Origin of the sequence: Streptomyces sp. NPDC085932, assembly GCF_044540525.1 — a bacterium.
In the GTDB taxonomy this organism is placed as follows: Bacteria; Actinomycetota; Actinomycetes; order Streptomycetales; family Streptomycetaceae; genus Streptomyces; species Streptomyces levis.
The window spans coordinates 105,712-124,412 of the sequence record NZ_JBITSJ010000003.1; the positions used below are offsets into that span (position 1 = coordinate 105,712).

13 protein-coding genes are annotated in these 18,701 nt (G+C 73.3%); 2 read left to right on the forward strand and 11 right to left on the reverse strand.

The genetic code is table 11. The features are described 5' to 3' along the window. Nucleotides 1-6 precede the first annotated feature (6 nt). The 5 genes from ACIGAQ_RS16535 to ACIGAQ_RS16555 all read right to left on the reverse strand — a co-directional run bounded on the left by ACIGAQ_RS16535 (nt 7) and on the right by ACIGAQ_RS16555 (nt 4,015). Nucleotides 7-165, reverse strand: coding sequence for a hypothetical protein (locus ACIGAQ_RS16535; RefSeq protein WP_399783345.1), 159 nt, complete (start codon nt 163-165; stop codon nt 7-9). Between the two features lie 305 nt (nt 166-470). After that, nucleotides 471-794: a hypothetical protein gene (locus ACIGAQ_RS16540; protein WP_094057723.1), complete on the reverse strand. Its 324-nt coding sequence runs from the start codon at nt 792-794 to the stop codon at nt 471-473. Beyond that, nucleotides 791-1,159 (reverse strand): WhiB family transcriptional regulator, encoded by a 369-nt coding sequence (locus ACIGAQ_RS16545; protein ID WP_311679524.1) that lies wholly within the window; start codon nt 1,157-1,159, stop codon nt 791-793. The genes ACIGAQ_RS16540 and ACIGAQ_RS16545 overlap by 4 nt, the downstream gene beginning before the upstream one ends. Before the next feature lie 169 nt (nt 1,160-1,328). Beyond that, nucleotides 1,329-1,655, reverse strand: coding sequence for a hypothetical protein (locus ACIGAQ_RS16550; protein ID WP_311679526.1), 327 nt, complete (start codon nt 1,653-1,655; stop codon nt 1,329-1,331). A gap of 164 nt (nt 1,656-1,819) precedes the next feature. Then, on the reverse strand, nt 1,820-4,015 hold the full coding sequence (locus ACIGAQ_RS16555; protein ID WP_399783350.1) for an ATP-dependent DNA helicase UvrD2: 2,196 nt from the start codon (nt 4,013-4,015) through the stop codon (nt 1,820-1,822). Nucleotides 4,016-4,199: 184 nt separating this feature from the next. Between ACIGAQ_RS16555 and ACIGAQ_RS16560 the strand changes: the two genes are divergently transcribed. Beyond that, nucleotides 4,200-4,442, forward strand: a complete 243-nt coding sequence (locus tag ACIGAQ_RS16560; RefSeq protein ID WP_003992805.1) for a mycoredoxin — start codon at nt 4,200-4,202, stop codon at nt 4,440-4,442. Nucleotides 4,443-4,484: 42 nt separating this feature from the next. Here ACIGAQ_RS16560 and ACIGAQ_RS16565 read toward each other — a convergent pair whose 3' ends face one another. From ACIGAQ_RS16565 to ACIGAQ_RS16590, 6 genes are all read right to left on the reverse strand, one after another. Beyond that, a complete protein-coding gene (locus tag ACIGAQ_RS16565; protein ID WP_399783353.1) occupies nt 4,485-5,102 on the reverse strand; it encodes a class I SAM-dependent methyltransferase in 618 nt (205 codons plus the stop codon). A gap of 26 nt (nt 5,103-5,128) precedes the next feature. Beyond that, nucleotides 5,129-6,073, reverse strand: coding sequence for an NAD(+) diphosphatase (gene nudC / locus ACIGAQ_RS16570; protein WP_399783357.1), 945 nt, complete (start codon nt 6,071-6,073; stop codon nt 5,129-5,131). Between the two features lie 154 nt (nt 6,074-6,227). Further along, a complete protein-coding gene (locus ACIGAQ_RS16575; protein WP_399783360.1) occupies nt 6,228-7,631 on the reverse strand; it encodes a dipeptidase in 1,404 nt (467 codons plus the stop codon). A 10-nt stretch (nt 7,632-7,641) separates the two neighbouring features. Beyond that, on the reverse strand, nt 7,642-11,292 hold the full coding sequence (locus ACIGAQ_RS16580; protein WP_399783363.1) for a UvrD-helicase domain-containing protein: 3,651 nt from the start codon (nt 11,290-11,292) through the stop codon (nt 7,642-7,644). Nucleotides 11,293-11,489: 197 nt separating this feature from the next. Further along, nucleotides 11,490-15,065, reverse strand: coding sequence for a UvrD-helicase domain-containing protein (locus tag ACIGAQ_RS16585; RefSeq protein ID WP_399783366.1), 3,576 nt, complete (start codon nt 15,063-15,065; stop codon nt 11,490-11,492). A 268-nt stretch (nt 15,066-15,333) separates the two neighbouring features. Next, entirely contained in the window at nt 15,334-15,756 is a 423-nt protein-coding gene (locus tag ACIGAQ_RS16590) for an MGMT family protein (RefSeq protein ID WP_311679543.1), read from the reverse strand. Between the two features lie 186 nt (nt 15,757-15,942). Between ACIGAQ_RS16590 and ACIGAQ_RS16595 the strand changes: the two genes are divergently transcribed. Continuing rightward, a complete protein-coding gene (locus ACIGAQ_RS16595) occupies nt 15,943-18,672 on the forward strand; it encodes a lysylphosphatidylglycerol synthase domain-containing protein (protein WP_399783369.1) in 2,730 nt (909 codons plus the stop codon). The last annotated feature ends 29 nt before the right edge of the window (nt 18,673-18,701 follow it).

Genomic DNA, 18,701 nt, shown 5'->3' on the forward strand with positions numbered 1-18,701 from the left:
CGCCTCTCACCACCAGTCGGAGTCCAGGCGGCCTTCGATCGACCTGAGGTTCTCCCGGGAGCAGGCCGCGCAGAAGTAGTGGCTCGCTCCGTGCTCCACGGAGAAGGTCCAGGTGGGCGGCGGGGCCGTGCCCGGGGCCCGGCCGACGTGCCGCAGCGGGCGCACACGAGGGGCGGTGGCTCCGCGGCGGAGTTGTCGTCCCCGTCACCGTCACCGTCACCGTCACCGTCACCGTCACCGTCACCGTCACCGTCACCGTCACCGTCACCGGGAGGGTTAGTCCGACTGGTCACCCGGCGACGATAGCTCCGTTTCCGGCCGAGTCACGGGGCCCGCTCCCCTCGGGACCGGCGCGGTGCGTCACCCCAGGGTGCAACGCGCCGCGGGGGCCGGTCCGTTCGGCACGGACCGGCCCCCGCGGGGAAAGCGTCGCCTCCGGTGCGGGAGGCCACCTCTTCAGGTGTGGACGATTACTGCATGACCGCCATGGCGAGCGCCCGGCGGGCGCGCCGCGAGGCGCGCTCCGCCCTGCGCTGCATCCGGCGGGCGGCCACCAGGCGCACGGCCTGGCGGTCCCGCTCCGCCTCGTCCAGTCGCTCGCGCATATGCGCGCGAGCCAGGGCTTCTGGAATGAGTTGCATCTCTCGGGTCCTGTTCTGACGCGAGTCCATCGCGCCGTTGGTGGTGAAGTCTTGGGTCGCGGAGCCTGCGGGCTCGTCGGGGGACGGCTTCATCGGGGCCTGCTTCTGGGGGTCGTGCGTGAGGGGACGGTCGATCGTTCCTGCGGTGTTCATGCTGTGACCGGGTTCTTGCGCGGGCGGCCACGCGGCCGCTTCCGGGCGACGACGACACCCTGGACGAACAGCTCGCCACCCCAGACGCCCCAGGGCTCACGCCGCTCCTTGGCGCCGGCGAGGCAGGCCTCGACCAGCGGGCAGGTACGGCAGAGGGACTTGGCGTACTCGACGTCCGCGGGCGACTCGGCGAAGAAGACCTCCGGGTCGTAGGAGCGGCACGGGACGGGTACGCCGAGGTTCTCGATGGCGTCGTCGAGCGCGGTGAGCGCGGTGAGCGGGGTCAAGGTCGGGTCCTCCGTGGAGCCGGGCTTGGGGATCGTTTCCGAAGGCGGTACGGACGGTGCGTGCGCTTCGAGTTGCACGGTCGTCTTCCTCGTCTGGTCGTTCCGGCCTGTGGGCCGGGGGCGGCTGGTACCGGGTTCTTTCGTTGTCCCGAGGTCCTTCGGTCCGTCGTCCCTGTTCAGGGACAAACAGAAGGGCCGCGGATCCCGGATGGGGTTCCGCGGCCCTGAAGGCGCCGGCCTGATCGAATCAGGCTGGATCACTCCAGGGTTCTGGCCCACGGAAGGCCCACATCAGGTGGTGCTGCGTCGTCTGCTTCCGGAATCCGGCACCGGTCGCCGTAAAGGCATAGGCCTGCGCCTGTGCCGCTACTGCCGCTTCCAGTGCCTTGGTCGGTCGCTCGTTGCGCTCACGGACGGGAAGGCCCGCGGGGGCAACGGAGGAGGACGCCGGACGGACGGCACGAATGCCGGACAGACCGGTGCCCAGGTTCGAAACGCCGAGCATGCACGTGGAGACGGCCGAGCGATCGGTCATTTTCACGGTGCTGATGGAGCTGCTGATGATGCTGATCACTGGACTCGCCTCCTCTCGGCGTCTCGGGGGACTGGGTGAACCAGTCCGACGGATATGCAAGTACAACACGGAATCAGGGCCTCCGAGAAGGCCGCTGCTCTCGTGCCTAAGAACCTATGGGGATTGCTGGGGCATGCGCAAACTATTTTTTCGACGAGTTCGTGTCAGTCCTGATTCGTGTCCCCCGCGGGGTACTGGCCTGCGCAGATGGCCAGAACGTCGGCTCCGTAGCGGGTGAGCTTGCGCATGCCGACGCCCGGGATGCGCGCCAGCTCGTGTGCATCGCCGGGGGCGGTCTCGGCGATCGCCATCAGGGTCCTGTCGGTGAACACGCAGAAGGCCGGCTGGCCGCTGTTCCGTGCCTGGTCGGCGCGCCACTCGCGCAGCCTCTCGTAGAGGCCCTCGTTCATGTCGGAGGGGCAGTCGTCACAGCGCATCAGCTTCATCTCGCCCGCGTCGGTCAGCGTGCGGCCGCAGACGCGGCAGCGGGCGGGGGTGCGCTGGACTCGTCTCGGGGCGGAGCCCCTGGTTCCGGGGATGCCACGCTCGATTCCGCCCGCACCGCCCGCGGACGTACGGCCGGTGGTGGCCGTCGAGCCCGGGCGCAGGCCGTCGAGGAAACGGCTGGGTCGGCGGCTGGGACGGCCGCCGGGCGAGCGGGAGAGGGCCCAGGAGAGATGGAGGCGTTCCCGCGCGCGGGTGACGCCGACGTACAGCAGGCGGCGCTCCTCCTCGATCTGCTCGTCGGTCTTCGCGTAGGTGATCGGCATCATTCCCTCGGCGACGCCGACGAGGAACACCACGTCCCACTCCAGGCCCTTGGCCGAGTGCAGGGAGGCGAGGGTGACGCCCTGCACGGTGGGGGCGTGCTGGGCGTTGGCCCGCTCGTCGAGCTCGGCGACGAGGTCCGCCAGGGTGGCGCCCGGCTTGGCGGCCGCGAAGTCCTGGGCGAGGTTCACCAGGGCGGCCAGGGACTCCCAGCGCTCCCGCACGGCGCCGGAGCCGGCCGGGGGCTGCGGCGTCCAGCCCTCCCCCGACAGCACGGCGCGCACCTGGGAGGGCAGGTCGACGGCGTCGTCCAGGAGGGAGTCGTTGCCGCCGAAGCGGGCCGCGCCGCGCAGGGCGACACCCGCCTTGCGCACCTCCGGGCGGTCGAAGAACCGCTCGGCGCCGCGCAGCTGGTAGGGCACCCCGGCGTCGGCGAGGGCCTGCTCGTAGGTCTCGGACTGCGCGTTCGTGCGGAACAGGACGGCGATCTCGGCGGCCGGAACGCCCGCGTCCATGAGCTCGCGGATGCGGCGGGCGGCGCCCTCCGCCTCGGCGGGCTCGTCGGTGTACTCCGTGTAGACCGGCTCGGGACCCGCGGGACGCTGCGAGACGAGCTCCAGGCGGTGGTCGGCGGCACGGCCTCTCGCCTGCGCGAGCAGGCCGTTGGCGAGGTGGACGACCTGGGGGGTGGAGCGGTAGTCGCGGACCAGCTTGACGACCGTGGCTCCCGGGTGGCGGGTGCGGAAGTCGAGCAGGTGGTCCGGGGTCGCCCCGGTGAACGAGTAGATCGTCTGGCTGGCGTCCCCCACCACGCACAGGTCGTCCCGCTCGCCCAGCCACAGCTCCAGCAGGCGCTGCTGGAGAGGGCTGACGTCCTGGTACTCGTCGACCACGAAGTGCTGGTACTGGGCGCGGACCTGCTCGGCGATGTCGTGCCGGTCCTGGAGGACGGCCACGGTCAGCAGGAGCACGTCCTCGAAGTCGATGACGGAGCGCTCGCGCTTGACGTCCTCGTAGGCGGCGTAGAGCTGGGCGATCTCGGCCGGGTCCCTGGGGGCCTCGCGGCCGGCCTTGGCGGCGGCGGGCGCGTAGTCGGCGGGGACGGTCTGGGTGACCTTGGACCATTCGATCTCGGCGGTGACGTCCCGCAGCTCGCCGCGGTCGAGGCGGATGCGGCAGGCGGCGGCCGCGTCGGCGACGAGCTGAATCTTGCGGTCGACGAGCCGGGGCATGGATCCGCCGATGGCCTTGGGCCAGAAGTACTGGAGCTGGCGCAGGGCCGCCGAGTGGAACGTGCGCGCCTGGACGCCCGCGGCGCCGAGCTGGCGGAGCCGGCCGCGCATCTCTCCGGCGGCGCGGTTGGTGAAGGTGACGGCGAGCACGCTGGACGGCTGGAGGATGCCGGCGCGCACCCCGTAGGCGATGCGGTGGGTGATGGCCCGGGTCTTGCCCGTGCCCGCGCCCGCCAGGACGCACACCGGACCGTGCAGGGCGGTGGCCACCTCGCGCTGCTCGGGGTCGAGCCCGTCGAGCACCGCGTCGGGCGAGTCCGGTACCTGCGGGAACAGGGTGGAGTGCGTTGCTGCTGTCACACCGCCATGCTGCCAGGTCCCGCGAGACGGCCGTGCCGGTTGTCCACAGGCGGGCCCTGATAGTCGTACCAATGCGGCAGGCGTCACGTCGGGCCGGGCCGGGGACCCGGGAATGGTGGACGTTTCACATACGTTCCACCGACTGCGAACCCGTTCCCCGAGCCACCGAAGGAGCGCCAGAGACATGCTGGGCACTGTGACGATGTACAGCACCACGTGGTGCGGCTACTGCCGCCGGCTGAAGAGCCAGATGGACCGCGAGGGCATCGCGTACACCGAGATCAACATCGAGCAGGACCCGGAGTCCGCCGCGTTCGTGGAGAAGGCCAACGGTGGCAACCAGACCGTGCCCACCGTCCTCTTCCCGGACGGCTCCACCCTCACCAACCCGTCGCTGGCTCAGGTGAAGCAGAAGATCGGCGCGTAGTCGCCGCGCGGAGGTACGGGAAGGCGGTTCCTGGGCGGGCGCTCAGGGGCCGCCTTCTCGTGGTCTGTCCCACACCAGGACGTAGCGCCACAGCAGCGTGCGGCGGATCGTGCAGCCGGGCAGCAGCCGCCGCGCCGCCCGGCGGACCTCCGCCCAGGGCATGGGCGCGTCCTCCATGGGCATGCCGGCCGGGCCGCCTTCGCCGCCGTGCCGGCGGGCGAGCAGCAGGGCGACGGGCACGCCGCACGCGCTGATGAACCGGTCCAGCGGCGTCCGGTCGGCGGCCAGGCCGACGATCACCAGGCGGCCGCCGGGGGCGGTGAGCCGGGCGAGGCGTGTGACGGCCTCCTCGAACGGCGCGTGGTGGACCACGGCGACCGCGCTGACGAAGTCGTACGCGCCCGCGGGCAACGCCCCGGCGTCGAGGTAGTCCGCCTCCAGGTACGTGACGTCGCCCGGCACGCGCGCGTGGCTCCGGGCGAGCTCGATCATCCGCGGTGACCGGTCCGCGCCCGTGACGGATGCCGCCCGCGTCGCGAGCTTGCGGGTCAGCAGGCCGTCGCCGCAGCCGGCGTCCAGGGCCGTCCCGCAACCGTCCGGCACCGCGGCGAGCACGGCAGGGTGGTGGTGGACGTTGTGGTTCCAGTACGGGTCGGCCATGCGGTCGGGCTGCGCCGGTTGACCCGTCAGGCGGCCGTGCGGGTCGGGAGCGGCTTGCCGTACCAGAGCTCGATCAGGCGGGCCGCGATCGAGATGCCGTAGGGCGGGAGCACCTCGCCGGACTCGAACGCGGCGCGCAGCTCGTCGCGGGAGAACCAGCGGGCCTCGTGGATCTCGTCACCGTCGACGTCGATCTCGGTCGTGGTGGCGCGGGCCAGGAAGCCCAGCATCAGGCTGGACGGGAACGGCCAGGGCTGGCTGGCGACGTACTCGACCTGCCCGACGGTGACGCCGACCTCCTCGTGGACCTCGCGGCGCACCGACTGCTCGATGGACTCGCCGGGCTCGACGAATCCGGCGAGCGTCGAGAAGCGGCCCTCGGGCCAGTGGACCTGGCGGCCGAGCAGGAGGCGGTCGTCCTCGTCGGTCACGGCCATGATCACGGCCGGGTCGGTGCGCGGGTAGTGCTCGGCGCCGCAGGCGGGGCAGCGGCGGATGTGGCCGGCCGCGGCGATCACCGTGCGCTCGCCGCAGCGCGAGCAGAAGCGGTGGGTGCGCTGCCAGTTCTCCAGGCCGACCGCGTGCACCATCAGGCCCACGTCGCGCGCCGACAGCAGCAGTCCCGCCTCGCGCAGGCCCGCGGGGCGCGCGGACTGGTCCATCCGCCCGGGCAGCGCGTCCTTCTGCAGGGCGAAGTAGCTGACGCCGTCCTCGTCGATGCCGAGGAAGTAGCGGTGCGCCTCGGTGAGAGGGGCCTCGAAGGAGGGGGTCATGACGAGTTCGGTGCGCCCGTCCGCCGTCTCGTCGATGAGGACCTGGCCGCCGGAGACCACGAAGCAGCGCGTGGAGGGGTGGCTCCACGCCGCCGCGAGCCAGGCCTCGTCGAGCCGGTGGTGCGCGGCCCGGTCGATGCCGCTCGGGGCGGTGAGCGAGATGGGACGATCGGCGTTGTGGTCGGTCCAGGTGGTCACGGGTGCTTCCAACTCCCCCGGTGGAACGGTTGGTTCGGCGGCTGTTCAGCGGGACGTGCGGTGGGAGACGACCGGTTCCGGCGGGCTCGTGCGGTGCGGGGCGGCCCTTCCAGTGTGCCCCGCGCGCGTGGCCGGTACGGACGGCGGTCGGCGCTCAGGGCGCGTGACGCCAGTGCTCGGCGAGGTCACCCCACAGGTACGCGGTGGTCTCGACGCCCTTGAGGAGCAGGTCGAGTTCGACTTTCTCGTTCGGGGCGTGCCAGCCGTCGGAGGGGACGGAGATGCCGAGGAAGAGCACCGGGGCACCGAGGACGTCCTGGAGGTCGGCCGCGGGTCCGGAGCCGCCCTCACGGGTGAAGCGCACGGTCTCGCCGAAGGCCCGGCCCATCGCGCGCACCACCGACTGCAGCGCCGGGTGGTCCAGCGGCGTCAGGCACGGGCGCGTGGCCCCGCTGAACGTGAGCTCACAGCGGATCCCGGCGGGCACCTGCCGCTCGGCCCAGGCACGGACGGCCTTCTCCACGTGGTCGGGGTCCTGGCCCGCGACCAGCCGGAAGGACAGCTTCACCATGGCGGAGGCCGGGATGATCGTCTTGCTGCCGGGCCCCTGGTAGCCACCGCCGATGCCGTTGACCTCGGCCGTCGGGCGGGCCCAGACGCGCTCCAGCGTCGTGAAGCCGCTCTCGCCCCGGGTGGCGTGCGACCTGGCCGTGCGCAGCCACTGCTCCTCGTCGAAGGGCAGCTCGGCGAAGAGGGCGCGCTCGCGGTCGGTCAGTTCGACGACGCCGTCGTAGAAGCCGGGGATCGCCACGCGTGCGTGCTCGTCGTGCAGCGCGGCGACCAGGCGGGCGGCGGCGGTCGCCGGGTTGGGCACCGCGCCGCCGAAGGAACCGGAGTGGATGTCCTGGTCGGGGCCGTACAGCCGTATCTCGCACTCGGCGAGGCCGCGCATGCCCGTGCACACCGTGGGGGTGTCCTCGGACCACATGCCGGTGTCGGAGACGATCACGGCGTCGGCGGCGAGCCGCTCGGCGTGCTGCTCGACCAGGGCCCGTAGGTGCGGCGAGCCGGACTCCTCCTCGCCCTCGATCAGCAGCTTGAGGTGCACGGCCGGAGCGGTGCGGCCGGTGGCGGCGAGGTGGGCGCGGACCCCGAGGGTGTGGAAGAAGACCTGGCCCTTGTCGTCGGCCGCCCCGCGCGCGTAGAGGCGGTTTCCGCGGATCTCGGGCGCGAAGGGGTCGCTGTCCCAGCCGTCCTCCCGGGCGGCGGGCTGCACGTCGTGGTGGCCGTAGACGAGCACGGTGGGTGCCTGCGGGTCGTCGGAGGGCCACTCGGCGTAGACCGCGGGCGCGCCCGGGGTCGGCCAGACCTCGGCCGTCGGGAAGCCGGTGTCCGTCAGCTTGGCGGCGAGCCAGTCGGCGCTGCGTCGTACGTCGGCGGCGTGGTCGGGCTGGGCGGACACCGACGGGATGCGCAGCCACTCGGCGAGGTCGTCGAGGAAGGCGGCGCGGTGCTGCTGGATGTACGTACGGACGACGCTGTCCGGGGTCTGGCTCATGGTCACGAGCCTATCGGCCCGCGCCGACGTCCTCGGAGTGCGGTTCCTCACCGAACTCCCCTCCCGAGGGCTCGTCCAGCAGCAGTCGCTCCAGCGCGGCCCGGCCGGGCAGGTGCCGTGGGCGCACGACCTCCCCGCCGCGCACGTACAGGAACGCCGCCGTGACCCTCTCGGGAGGCACGCCCTGCTGCTCGGCCCAGGCGAGGCGGTAGACGGCCAGCTGCAGCGGGTCGGCGGTGCGGGAGCGGCTGGTCTTCCAGTCGACGATCTCGTACGTCGCGTCCTGTCCGTCACCTTCTTTGTAGACGGCGTCGATCCGGCCCCGGACGATGCGGCCGGCGATCGCCAGCTGGAAGGGGGCCTCCACCCGGTAGGGCGTGCGGCGCGCGTACTCGGTGCGTTCGAAGGCCTCCTTGAGCGCTTCGAGATCCCGCTCATCGGCGATCTCGGCGTCGCTGCCGGGCAGCTCCTCCGGTTCCAGCAGCGGCAGGGTGAGCTCTTCGAAGCGTGCCTCGACCCAGGCGTGGAAGCGGGTGCCGCGGCGTGCGGCGGGCTGGGGCGGGCGCGGCATGGGGCGGGCCAGCTCCCGCGCGAACCCGTCCGGGTCGGCGGCCAGGTGCATCAGCTGGGAGGCCGTGAGGGACGCGGGGAGGGGCACGTCGGTGACGCTGTCGCGGGCGCGCAGCAGCTCCCCGGTGAGGGCGTCGAGGTCGCGGTCCCAGGAGGCGACGGTGCGGGCCTCCTCGGGGGTGAGGCGGGGATGGCCGCCGGTGTGCGGGGGCTCCGGCGGGGCCGCTTGGTGGGGGACGGTGGGGCGAGGATCCGCGGGGCGCGGATCCCCGGGGCGGGAATCCGCGGGGCGGGAATCCGCAGGGCGGTCGCCGGCAGGTGCGTCTTCGTCCGAGGCATCCGTGGCCGAGGCGTCCGTGGCCGGAGCGTCCGTGACGAAGGGATCCGCGTCGAAGGGATCCGCGTCGAAGGAGGCATCGTCGAACGGGTCCGAGGCGCCGAAGGGATCCGGTGAGTCGAAGGGATACGGTGCGTCGAAAGGATCCGGTTCGCCGTACGAGGGCTCGTCGTCCTCGGGCGGCGGGGGCCACTCCGGGTCGTCGAGGGCGTCGGGGTCGTGCACCGCGGTGGGGTGCGTGTCCTGGCGGGAGGCGAGGTCGTCCAGGTGGGCCAGGACGATCTCGGCGGCGGCGCGGCGCCGGGCCAGGGCCGCCTCGTCCAGGGGCAGGGGCCACACTTGGTCGGCGGCCGCCTGATGCAGGGCCGGGTTCTCCTCGTCCTCGGCGGGCTCGTCCGCCCAGGCCTCGATCTCGCCGTACCCGGCCTCGCAGTGCTCGTAGAGGGCGTGGAGGAACGCGGACGGGCCGCGGCGCTTCTTCTGGGTGGGGCCCCACCAGTGGCCGGAGCCCAGGAGCAGGGACCGGGGGCGGGTGAAGGTGACGTAGCCGAGGCGGAGCTCCTCGGTGTGCTGGTGGTCCTTCATGGCCTCGTGGAAGGCCTTCAGGCCCCGGGCGTCCCAGGAGGGCACGTCGGGCAGCGTGTCGGCGTCGCCGCGCAGCGCGTGCGGCAGGACCTTGCCCTGGGAGGTCCACTTCTCGCGGCCCTGGCTGCTGGGGAAGGTGCCGGTGACCAGTCCGGGGACGACCACGACGTCCCACTCCAGGCCCTTGGACTTGTGGGCGGTGAGCACCTTGACGGTGTTCTCGCCGCCGGGCAGGGCGTTGTCGAGGCCCTTCTCGTACTGAGCGGCGGTGCGCAGGAAGCCCAGGAAGGCCAGCAGGATGGCCTCGTTGTCGCCGGCGGCGAAGGAGGCGGCGACGTCCAGAAAGTTGGACAGGGTCTCGCGGCGGCGGGCGGCCAGGGCGTGCGGGGACGCCGACAGCTCGACCTCCAGGCCGGTGACGGCGAGGACCCGGTGCAGGACGTCCATCAGCGGGTCGGCCAGGGAGCGGCGCAGTTCGCGCAGTTCGGTGGCGAGCCGGGCGAAGCGCACGCGTGCGTCGGGCGAGAAGGGCAGTCCGTCGTCGTCCCCGTGGCCGTCGAGGGGTGTCTCCAGGAACGTGTCGAGCGCGTCCGCGAGCGAGATGACCTCGGCGGGGTCGACCCCCTCGACGGCCTCGGCGAGGCGCCGGTCCGGGTCGTCGTCGCCCTCCACACGCGCGTGGGAGACGAGCAGCCGGGCGCGCCGCCCCAGCAGGGCGAGGTCACGGGGGCCGATGCGCCAGCGCGGCCCGGTCAGCAGGCGCACCAGGGAGGCGTTGGCACCGGGGTCCTGGAGCACCTCGCAGACGGCGACCAGGTCGGCGATCTCGGGCAGGTGGAGCAGTCCGGACAGGCCGACGACCTCGACCGGGACGTCCCGGGCGACGAGGGCGCCCTGGATCTCGGCGAAGTCGGTCGCCGTGCGGCACAGGACGGCGATCTCGCCGGGTGCCGATCCGGTGCGGACGAGGTGGGCGACGGAGTCGGCGGCCCAGTCGATCTCCTCGGCGTGGGTGCGCAGCAGGGCGCAGCGGACCATGCCGTCGCGTTCGGCGCCGGGGGCGGGGCGGAGGGCCTCCACGCCCGCGTGCAGCTCACGCAGGGGCTCGGCGAGGCCGTTGGCGAGGTCCAGGAGGCGGCCGCCGCTGCGGCGGTTCTCGCTGAGCGCCTGCCGGGTCGCGGGGCGGCCGTCGGCGTGGGCGAAGTGCTCGGGGAAGTCGTCGAGGTTGGCGACGGAGGCGCCGCGCCAGCCGTAGATCGCCTGGCAGGGGTCGCCGACGGCGGTGACGGGGTGACCGGTGCCCTCGCCGAACAGGCCCGCAAGGAGGACGCGTTGGGCGACCGAGGTGTCCTGGTACTCGTCGAGGAGGACCACCCGGAACTCGTCGCGCAGGACGCGGCCCACCTCGGGGATCTTCGCGAGCCGGGCCGACAGGGCGATCTGGTCGCCGAAGTCGAGCAGGTCCCGCTCGCGCTTGGCGGCCCGGTAGCGGCTCACCAGTTCGGCCAGCTCCCGGCGTGCCGCGGCCGCCTCGGGCACCTTGCGCAGATCGGCGTTGGTGAGCTTGGCGCCGCGCAGCGTCAGCAGCAGCTCGGCGTCGTACGCGCGCAGCGACTCGGGGCGTACGAGGTGCTCGGAGAGTTCGGCGTCCAGGGCGAGCAGGTCGCCGACGAGGTCCGGGAAGGAGCGGGTGAGGGCCGGATACGGGCCGGGCGACTCGCGCAGCACGCGCGCGGCCAGCTGGAAGCGGGTGGCGTCGGCGAGCAGCCGGGACGTGGGCTCCAGGCCGATGCGCAGGCCGTGGTCGGTCAGCAGACGCCCCGCGAAGGCGTGGTACGTGGAGATCACCGGCTCGCCCGGCGGGTTGTCCGGGTCGATGACGTCCGGGTCGGTGACGCCGGCCTTGATCAGCGCCTTCCGGACGCGCTCGGCGAGTTCGGCGGCGGCCTTGTTGGTGAAGGTCAGGCCGAGCACCTGCTCGGGGGCGACCTGGCCGGTGCCGACCAGCCACACCACGCGTGCCGCCATCACCGTCGTCTTGCCCGAGCCGGCTCCGGCGACGATCACCTGGGGAGCGGGCGGCGCGGTGATGCAGGCCGTCTGCTCCGGGGTGAAGGGGATACCGAGGAGTTCTTTGAGCTGTTCGGGGTCGGTGAGTCGGGCTGGCACATCGGAGAGGCTAGCGGCGGGCACTGACAGCAGCGGCCGGATCAGCCGATCGGGACGGAAGAACCGCAGGTCAGCTCAGGTGGTGCGATGGGTCACTCGACGGCGCGGGCCTCACTCGCCGGGCGTGGGTCACTCGCCGGGCGTGGGTCACTCGACAGCCCGGGGGCTTCCTACCAGGCCTGCTTGCGGGGCCCGGGTCACTCCACCACGTGGCGGCCCTCCTGGCGCGCGCTGCACGACGCCCGGAACGCGCAGTGCGTGCAGTGCTGCCCGGCCGTCGGTGTGAACCGCTCGTCGAGGACCTTGCCGGCGGCCGTGGCCAGCAGGTCGCCGACCCACTCGCCCTGCAGCGGCTCCTGGGCCTGCACCTTGGGCAGGGTTTCACCGCCGTCACGCTGGGCGGCGCCCTGGCGCAGGTGCACGAGTTCGGCGCCGCCCGGCTCGGGGCGCACCCCGTCGAAGACCTCGTCGACGGCGCCCTCCCGGACGGCGAGCTGGTAGACGGCGAGCTGCGGGTGCCGCTCCACCTCCTTGGACGTGGGCGCCTGCTTGCCGGTCTTGAAGTCGACCACGTAGGCGCGACCGTCGCCGTCCGCCTCGACGCGGTCCATCTGGCCGCGGATGCGCACCTCGTAGTCGCCCGCTTCGAGGGTGACGTCGAAGTCGTGCTCGCTGGCCACCGGGGTGCGTCCGGCACGGTCCATGACGTGCCACTGGAGGAAGCGTTCGAGCGCCACGCGCGCGTTGTCCTTCTCCTGCTCCGACTTCCAGGGCGCGTCGAAGGCGAGGGCGTTCCACACGGAATCGAGGCGTTCCATGAGGACGGAGAGGTCGGCCGGGGTGTGCCCGGAGGCGACCTCGTCGGCGAGGACGTGCACGACGTTGCCGAAGCCCTGGGCGGCGGTCGCGGGTGCGTCGGCCTTCACCTCACGGCCCAGGAACCACTGGAGGGCACAGGTGTTGGCCAGCTGGTCCAGGGCGCTGCCGGACAGTACGACGGGCTGGTCGCGGTCGCGCAGCGGCACCTTGGACGCGGTCGGCTCGAACATGCCCCACCAGCGGTAGGGGTGGGCGGACGGCACCAGGGGGCGGCCGTCCTCGTCGGCGAGGGCGGCGAGCCGGGCCAGGCGGCGGGCGGCGGCCTCTCGTAGCGCGCCGGAGACCCGGGGGTCGACCGTCGTGGCGCGCAGTTCGGCCACGAGGGCGGCGACGGACAGCGGCCGGCGCGGGCGTCCCGTGACGTCCTTGGGTTCGACGCCGAGTTCGGTCAGGAACCGCGAGGGCTGGTCGCCGTCGTCGGCGGGGGCCTTGACCGCGGTGACGACGAGCCGTTCACGCGCGCGCGTGGCGGCCACGTAGAACAGGCGTCGCTCCTCGGCGAGCAGCGCGCCGGGGGTGAGGGGTTCGGCCAGGCCGTCGCGGCCGATGCGGTCGGCCTCCAGGAGGGAGCCACGGCGGCGCAGGTCGGGCCAGAGGCCCTCCTGGACGCCGGCGACGACCACGAGGCGCCATTCCAGGCCCTTGGAGCGGTGGGCGGTCATCAGGCGGACGGCGTCGGGGCGCACGGCACGCCGCGTGAGGGTGTCGGCGGCGATGTCCTCGGCGTCGATCTCCTCCAGGAAGTTCAGGGCGCCCCGGCCGCCGGTGCGCTCCTCGGCGCGGGCCGCCGTGGCGAACAGCGCGCAGACGGCGTCCAAATCGCGGTCCGCGTTGCGTCCGGCCGCGCCGCCCCGCCGGGCGGCGCGCTCCAGACGCCCGGGCCACGGTGTGCCCTCCCACAGGTCCCACAGCGCCTCCTCGGCCGTGCCGCCGCCGGCCAGCCGCTCCCGCGCCTTGCGCAGCAGCGCGCCGAGGCGCTGGGCACCGCGCGCGTACGTGGGGTCGTGCACGGCGAGCCGCTCCGGCTCGGCGAGCGCCTGCGCGAGCAGGACGTCGGAGGGCGGTGGCAGCGGGTTGCCCGCGGCCCGCTCCTCGTCGCGCAGGGCGCGGCCGAGACGGCGCAGGTCGGCGGCGTCCATGCCCGCGAGGGGCGAGGTGAGCAGGGTGAGGGCGGTCTCGGTGTCGAGCCAGCAGGCGCGGGACGCGGGGGCGGCGTTGTCACCGCTGCCCGAGGCGGCATCGGACGCGGAGGCCGTGTGAGGGTCGGTGACCGCGCCGGAGTCGGAGTCGGCGATCGCCTCGGTGCCGGAGACCGCCCCGGAGCCGGAAAACGCATCAGAGCCGGAGACGACCCCGGAGTCGAAGACCAGATCAGCACCGGAGGCCTCCTCCGCGCCGGAAGCCCCGAAGGCCTCCACCGCGCCGGAGACCACCCCGGCGTCCCCCTCAGCCGTCCCCGCACCGTCACCGGCCCCGGAAGGCCCCGGTCCGAAACCCCCGGCCTCCGCCGTCGCCACCGCCCGCAGTGCCGTCAGCAGCGGTGCCACGGCCGGTTCGTGCCGCAGCGGCACGTCGTCCCCGTCGACGTCCACCGGCACGCCCGCCGCCGTCAGCGCACGCCGGACCGTCGGAATGGTGCGGGAGCCGGCACGCACCAGGACGGCCATCTCGCGCCAGGGGACGCCGTCCTCCAGGTGGGCCCTGCGGAGGATGTCGGCGATGTTGTCCAGCTCCGTCCCGGACGTCGGGTACGTGTAGGCCTCGACGCGGCCGCCGTCCCGCACGGGGGCGAGTTCGCGGTGGGCACGCACCTTCTCCGCGGGCAGGCGGGTGAGCGGCATGCGCTGGGTCAGCAGCCGGGTCGCGGCGAGCAGCCCGGCGCCGGAGCGGCGGGACGTGCGCAGCACAGCGACCGGGGCCGGGCGGCCGTCCGCGCGCGGGAAGGCGTGCGGGAAGTCGAGGATGCCGTTCACGTCGGCCCCGCGGAACGCGTAGATCGACTGGTCGGGGTCGCCGAAGGCGACGAGCGTGCGGCCCCCGCCGGCCAGCGCGTCCAGCAGCCGTACCTGCGCCGGATCGGTGTCCTGGTACTCGTCGACGTAGACGGCGTCGTACCGGTCGGCGAGCCACGCGGCGACCTCGGGGCGCCGGGCGAGGAGCACCGCGCGGTGGACGAGTTCGGCGTAGTCGATCACGCCGTGCAGGTCGAGCACGTCGAGGTACTCGGCGAGGAAGGCGGCCGCCGCGCGCCAGTCGGGGCGGCCCGTGCGGCGCGCGAAGGCGTCCAGCGCGTCGGGCCCGAGGCCCAGTTCACGGCTGCGGGCGAGGACCGCGCGGACCTCGTCGGCGAAACCGCGGGTGGTCAGGCAGGCGCGCAGCTCGTCCGGCCAGCGCACGTGGGCGAGTCCGAGACGCTCCAGGTCCACCTGGCCCGCGAGCAGGTCCCGCACGGCGACGTCCTGCTCGGGCCCGGACAGCAGCCGCAGCGGCTCCACGAACAGGTCGCTGTCCTGGTGGGCGCGGACCAGGGCGTAGCAGAACGAGTGGAACGTGGTCGCCTGCGGGGCGTGCGCCGCCCCGGTGCGCAGGGCCATGCGGTCGCGCAGCTCGACGGCGGCCCTGCGGCTGAACGTCAGCACCAAGACGCGCCCGGGGTCGCCGCCCCGGGCGATCCGCTCGGCCACGGACTCGACGAGCGTGGTGGTCTTGCCGGTGCCCGGACCTGCGAGGACGAGCAGCGGACCGGCCGCGTGGTCAACCACGGAGCGTTGCGCGGCGTCCAAAAGAGGGGGGTCCACCCGGGCGGGAGGGGTACGAACCAGTCGGTAAGCGCCATGGCTCCCCCGCCGTACCCGGGGGTGCGACAGGCCGTTGGTGGAGAAAGAGGAGCTCACGTGGTTCGCCGGTCCTGGTGGATGTACTGGTTGGCGGGTCACCGCGCGCGGGGCGGGCGGTGACCGCAAGGTGACGGGGACGCGTGCGGCCGACGCTACGCCGACGAGTGGGGCGGAAGCAGGGCTTCCCCTTCTTCCCGCCGGTCACTCACGGCGCTCTCGGCGCACAGGCCCCTCGTCTCACGAACGTACGTCATGCCCGCGATGTGCCTCGATTCCCTCGTCCGGATCACGGGCCACACGGGAGGGCGTGCGATGCCGGAAGCTGTCAGGTGTGACCCTCCGCGCGTTCACCGCCGTCCCACCGCGCCCGTCTCATGTCGATGCGCGGCAGGTGACCCTCGGCGGCACGGCTCGCCTCCTTCAGCGGCGTGCCCTCCGCGCGGTAGTGGCCGAGCGCCCGCTGTTCGTGTCCCGGCAGCAGCGCGCCGTCCGCGCGGACGACCCGCCACCACGGGACGGCTCCCCCGTAGAGCGCCATCACCCGGCCCACCTGGCGCGGACCGCCCTCCTCCAGCCACTCGGCCACGTCCCCGTAGGTCATGACCCGCCCCGGCGGGATCAGTTCCGCGACGTCGAGAACCCGCTCGGCGTAGGCCGGCAGGGCTTCCGCCGGCTCGTCGGGGGCACCGTCGTACCCCGCTGCGGCATCCTGCGGACGGGTGTCCTCCGGAAGGCTCTCCTCGCTCATCCGTCCCATCCTGCCCCACCCCACCGACAACGGGACGCGCGCGCTCCCGAGCGTTTCCTTCGCCCCGCGACAGCGCGTCGGGCAGACTGTCCGCCCCCGCATGTGCACCCTGATGCCCCCGTGTGTCGGTGTGGCATGCCACCATCGTGCGGGCGGTGACCGGTGATACGAGACCAAGAAGAGACGATGAAGCAGCAGGGTGCGCACCCCGAGGACACGGAGGGCACCTCTGACGCTTCGTCGCGCCCGGGCACCGGGGACGGCGGCGTGAAGGGCCCGGGCAAGAAGGCCCGGACGCCCGCCGACGAGCCGGACGTCGCGCACATCGACGAGGTGGAGGGCGACGAACCGCTGCTCCCCGCGCGCGTGCACCGCCCGTCGGACCTGATGCGGCTGCTGGTCGGCGTGCTCGCCGTGGCGCTGCTGATCGGGATCGCCGCGTTCGCGCACGGCACCACCTCCGGTCTCGAACAGGACATCAACAAGGGCACCGGGCAGGCGCCCGACCTGCTCATCAAGATCGCGGGGCTGGCCTCCAGCATCGCGATCCTGCTGGTCCCGGTCGCCTTCGCGATCGAACGGCTGATCAAGCGGGACGGCCTCCGGATCGCCGACGGCGTCCTCGCGGCCGTCCTCGCGCACGGCGTGACCCTCGCCACCGACCTGTGGGTCGCCCGGGCCGCCCCCGACTCGATCCAGGAGGCGCTCACCCAGCCCTCCCCCGGCGACATCCACGCCCTCACCGACCCGGTGCACGGCTACCTGGCACCCGTCATCGCCTACATGACGGCCGTCGGCATGTCCCGCAGACCGCGATGGCGCGCGGTGCTCTGGGTCGTGCTGCTCCTCGACGCCTTCTCGATGCTCGTCACCGGGTACACCACCCCGTTCTCGATCATTCTGACCGTGCTGATCGGCTGGACCGTCGCCTACGGCACGCTGTACGCGGTCGGCTCGCCCAACGTCCGGCCGACCGGGCAGACGCTCATGGCGGGTCTGCGGACCGTCGGTTTCCACCCGGTCAGCGCCTCCCGTGAGGACCACTCGGACAACCCGGACACCGGCGACCGGGGCCGGCGCTACTTCGTGACCCTGGAGGACGGCCCGCCGCTGGACGTGACGGTGGTCGACCGGGAACAGCAGGCGCAGGGCTTCTTCTACCGCGCCTGGCGCAACCTCACCCTGCGCGGCTTCGCCACCCGCAGCAGCCTCCAGTCGCTGCGGCAGGCCCTGGAGCAGGAGGCACTGCTGGCGTACGCGGCGATCGCGGCCGGGGCCAACGCGCCCAAGCTGATCGCCACCTCGGAGCTCGGCCCCGACGCGGTGATGCTGGTCTACGAGCACAGCGGCGGCCGCACCCTGGACTCCCTGCCGGACGAGGACATCACCGACGACCTGCTGCGGGACACCTGGAACCAGGTGAAGGCGCTGCAGTCCCGGCGCATCGCGCACCGCAGGCTGGTGGGCGACGCGATTCTGGTGGATCGTTCCGGCACGGTGATCCTCACCGACCTGCGGGTCGGCGAGATCGCCGCCGGCGATCTGCTGCTGCGGATGGACATCTCCCAGCTGCTGGTCACGCTCGGGCTGCGGGTGGGCGGCGAGCGGGCGGTCGCCTCGGCGGTGGGCGTGCTCGGCCCGGACGCCGTGGCGGACTGCCTGCCGATGCTCCAGCCCATCGCGCTCAGCCGCTCCACGCGCGCGACGCTGCGCAAGCTGGCCCGGGAACGGGCGCAGCGCGAGCGCGAGGCGGTCCTGGAGGCGTCCCGGCAGGCCAAGCAGGCCCGCATGGAGGAGCAGTCGGACGAGGCCGTGCCCGTCCTGGAGAAGCCCGACAAGAAGGCCGTACGGGCGGAGCAGCGGGCCGAGAAGCGGGCCATCGACGAGGCCTTGGAGGAGGCCCGCGAGGAGGACCTGCTCACGCAGATCCGCCACGAGGTGCTGCGGATCAGGCCCCAGGCGCCGGTCGAGCCGGCCCGGCTGGAGCGGGTGCGGCCGCGCACCCTGATCAGTTTCATCGCGGGCGCGATCGGCGCGTACTTCCTGCTGACGCAGCTCACGCACATCGAGTTCGGGCCGCTCATCGCCCACGCCGAATGGGGCTGGGTCGCGGCGGCCGTGCTGTTCTCCATGGCGAGCTACTTCGCGGCGGCGATGGCGCTGCTGGGCTTCGTTCCCGAGCGGGTGCCGTTCCTGCGCACGGTCGCGGCGCAGGTCGCCGGGTCGTTCGTGAAGATCGTCGCCCCGGCGGCCGTGGGCGGTGTGGCGCTGAACACGCGCTTCCTGCAGCGCGCGGGGGTGCGCCCCGGGCTCGCGGTGGCGAGCGTCGGCGCGTCGCAGCTGTTCGGGCTCGGCTGCCACATCCTGATGCTGCTGTCCTTCGGCTACCTGACCGGCACCGAGAAGACCCCGTCGCTGTCGCCGTCCCGGACGGTCATCGCCGGTCTGCTGACCGTGGCGGTGCTCGTGCTCGTCGTGACGTCGGTGCCGTTCCTGCGGAAATTCGTCGTCACGCGCGTGCGGTCGCTGTTCGCGGGTGTCGTGCCGCGCATGCTGGACGTGCTCCAGCGGCCCCAGAAGCTGGTCACCGGCATCGGCGGCATGCTGCTGCTGACCGCCTGCTTCGTGATGTGCCTGGACGCCTCGATCCGCGCGTTCGGCGACGAGACGACCTCGATCAGCCTCGCCAGCGTCGCCGTCGTCTTCCTCGCGGGCAACGCCCTCGGGTCCGCGGCGCCGACCCCGGGCGGTGTCGGCGCGGTCGAGGCGACCCTGACGGTCGGCCTGATCGCCGTCGGACTGCCGAAGGAGGTCGCGGCGCCCGCGGTCCTGCTGTTCCGGCTGCTGACCCTGTGGCTGCCCGTGCTGCCGGGCTGGCTTGCCTTCAACCACCTGACCCGCAAGCAGGCCCTCTGACGGCGTCCGTTCCCGCCCGGTGACGGGGC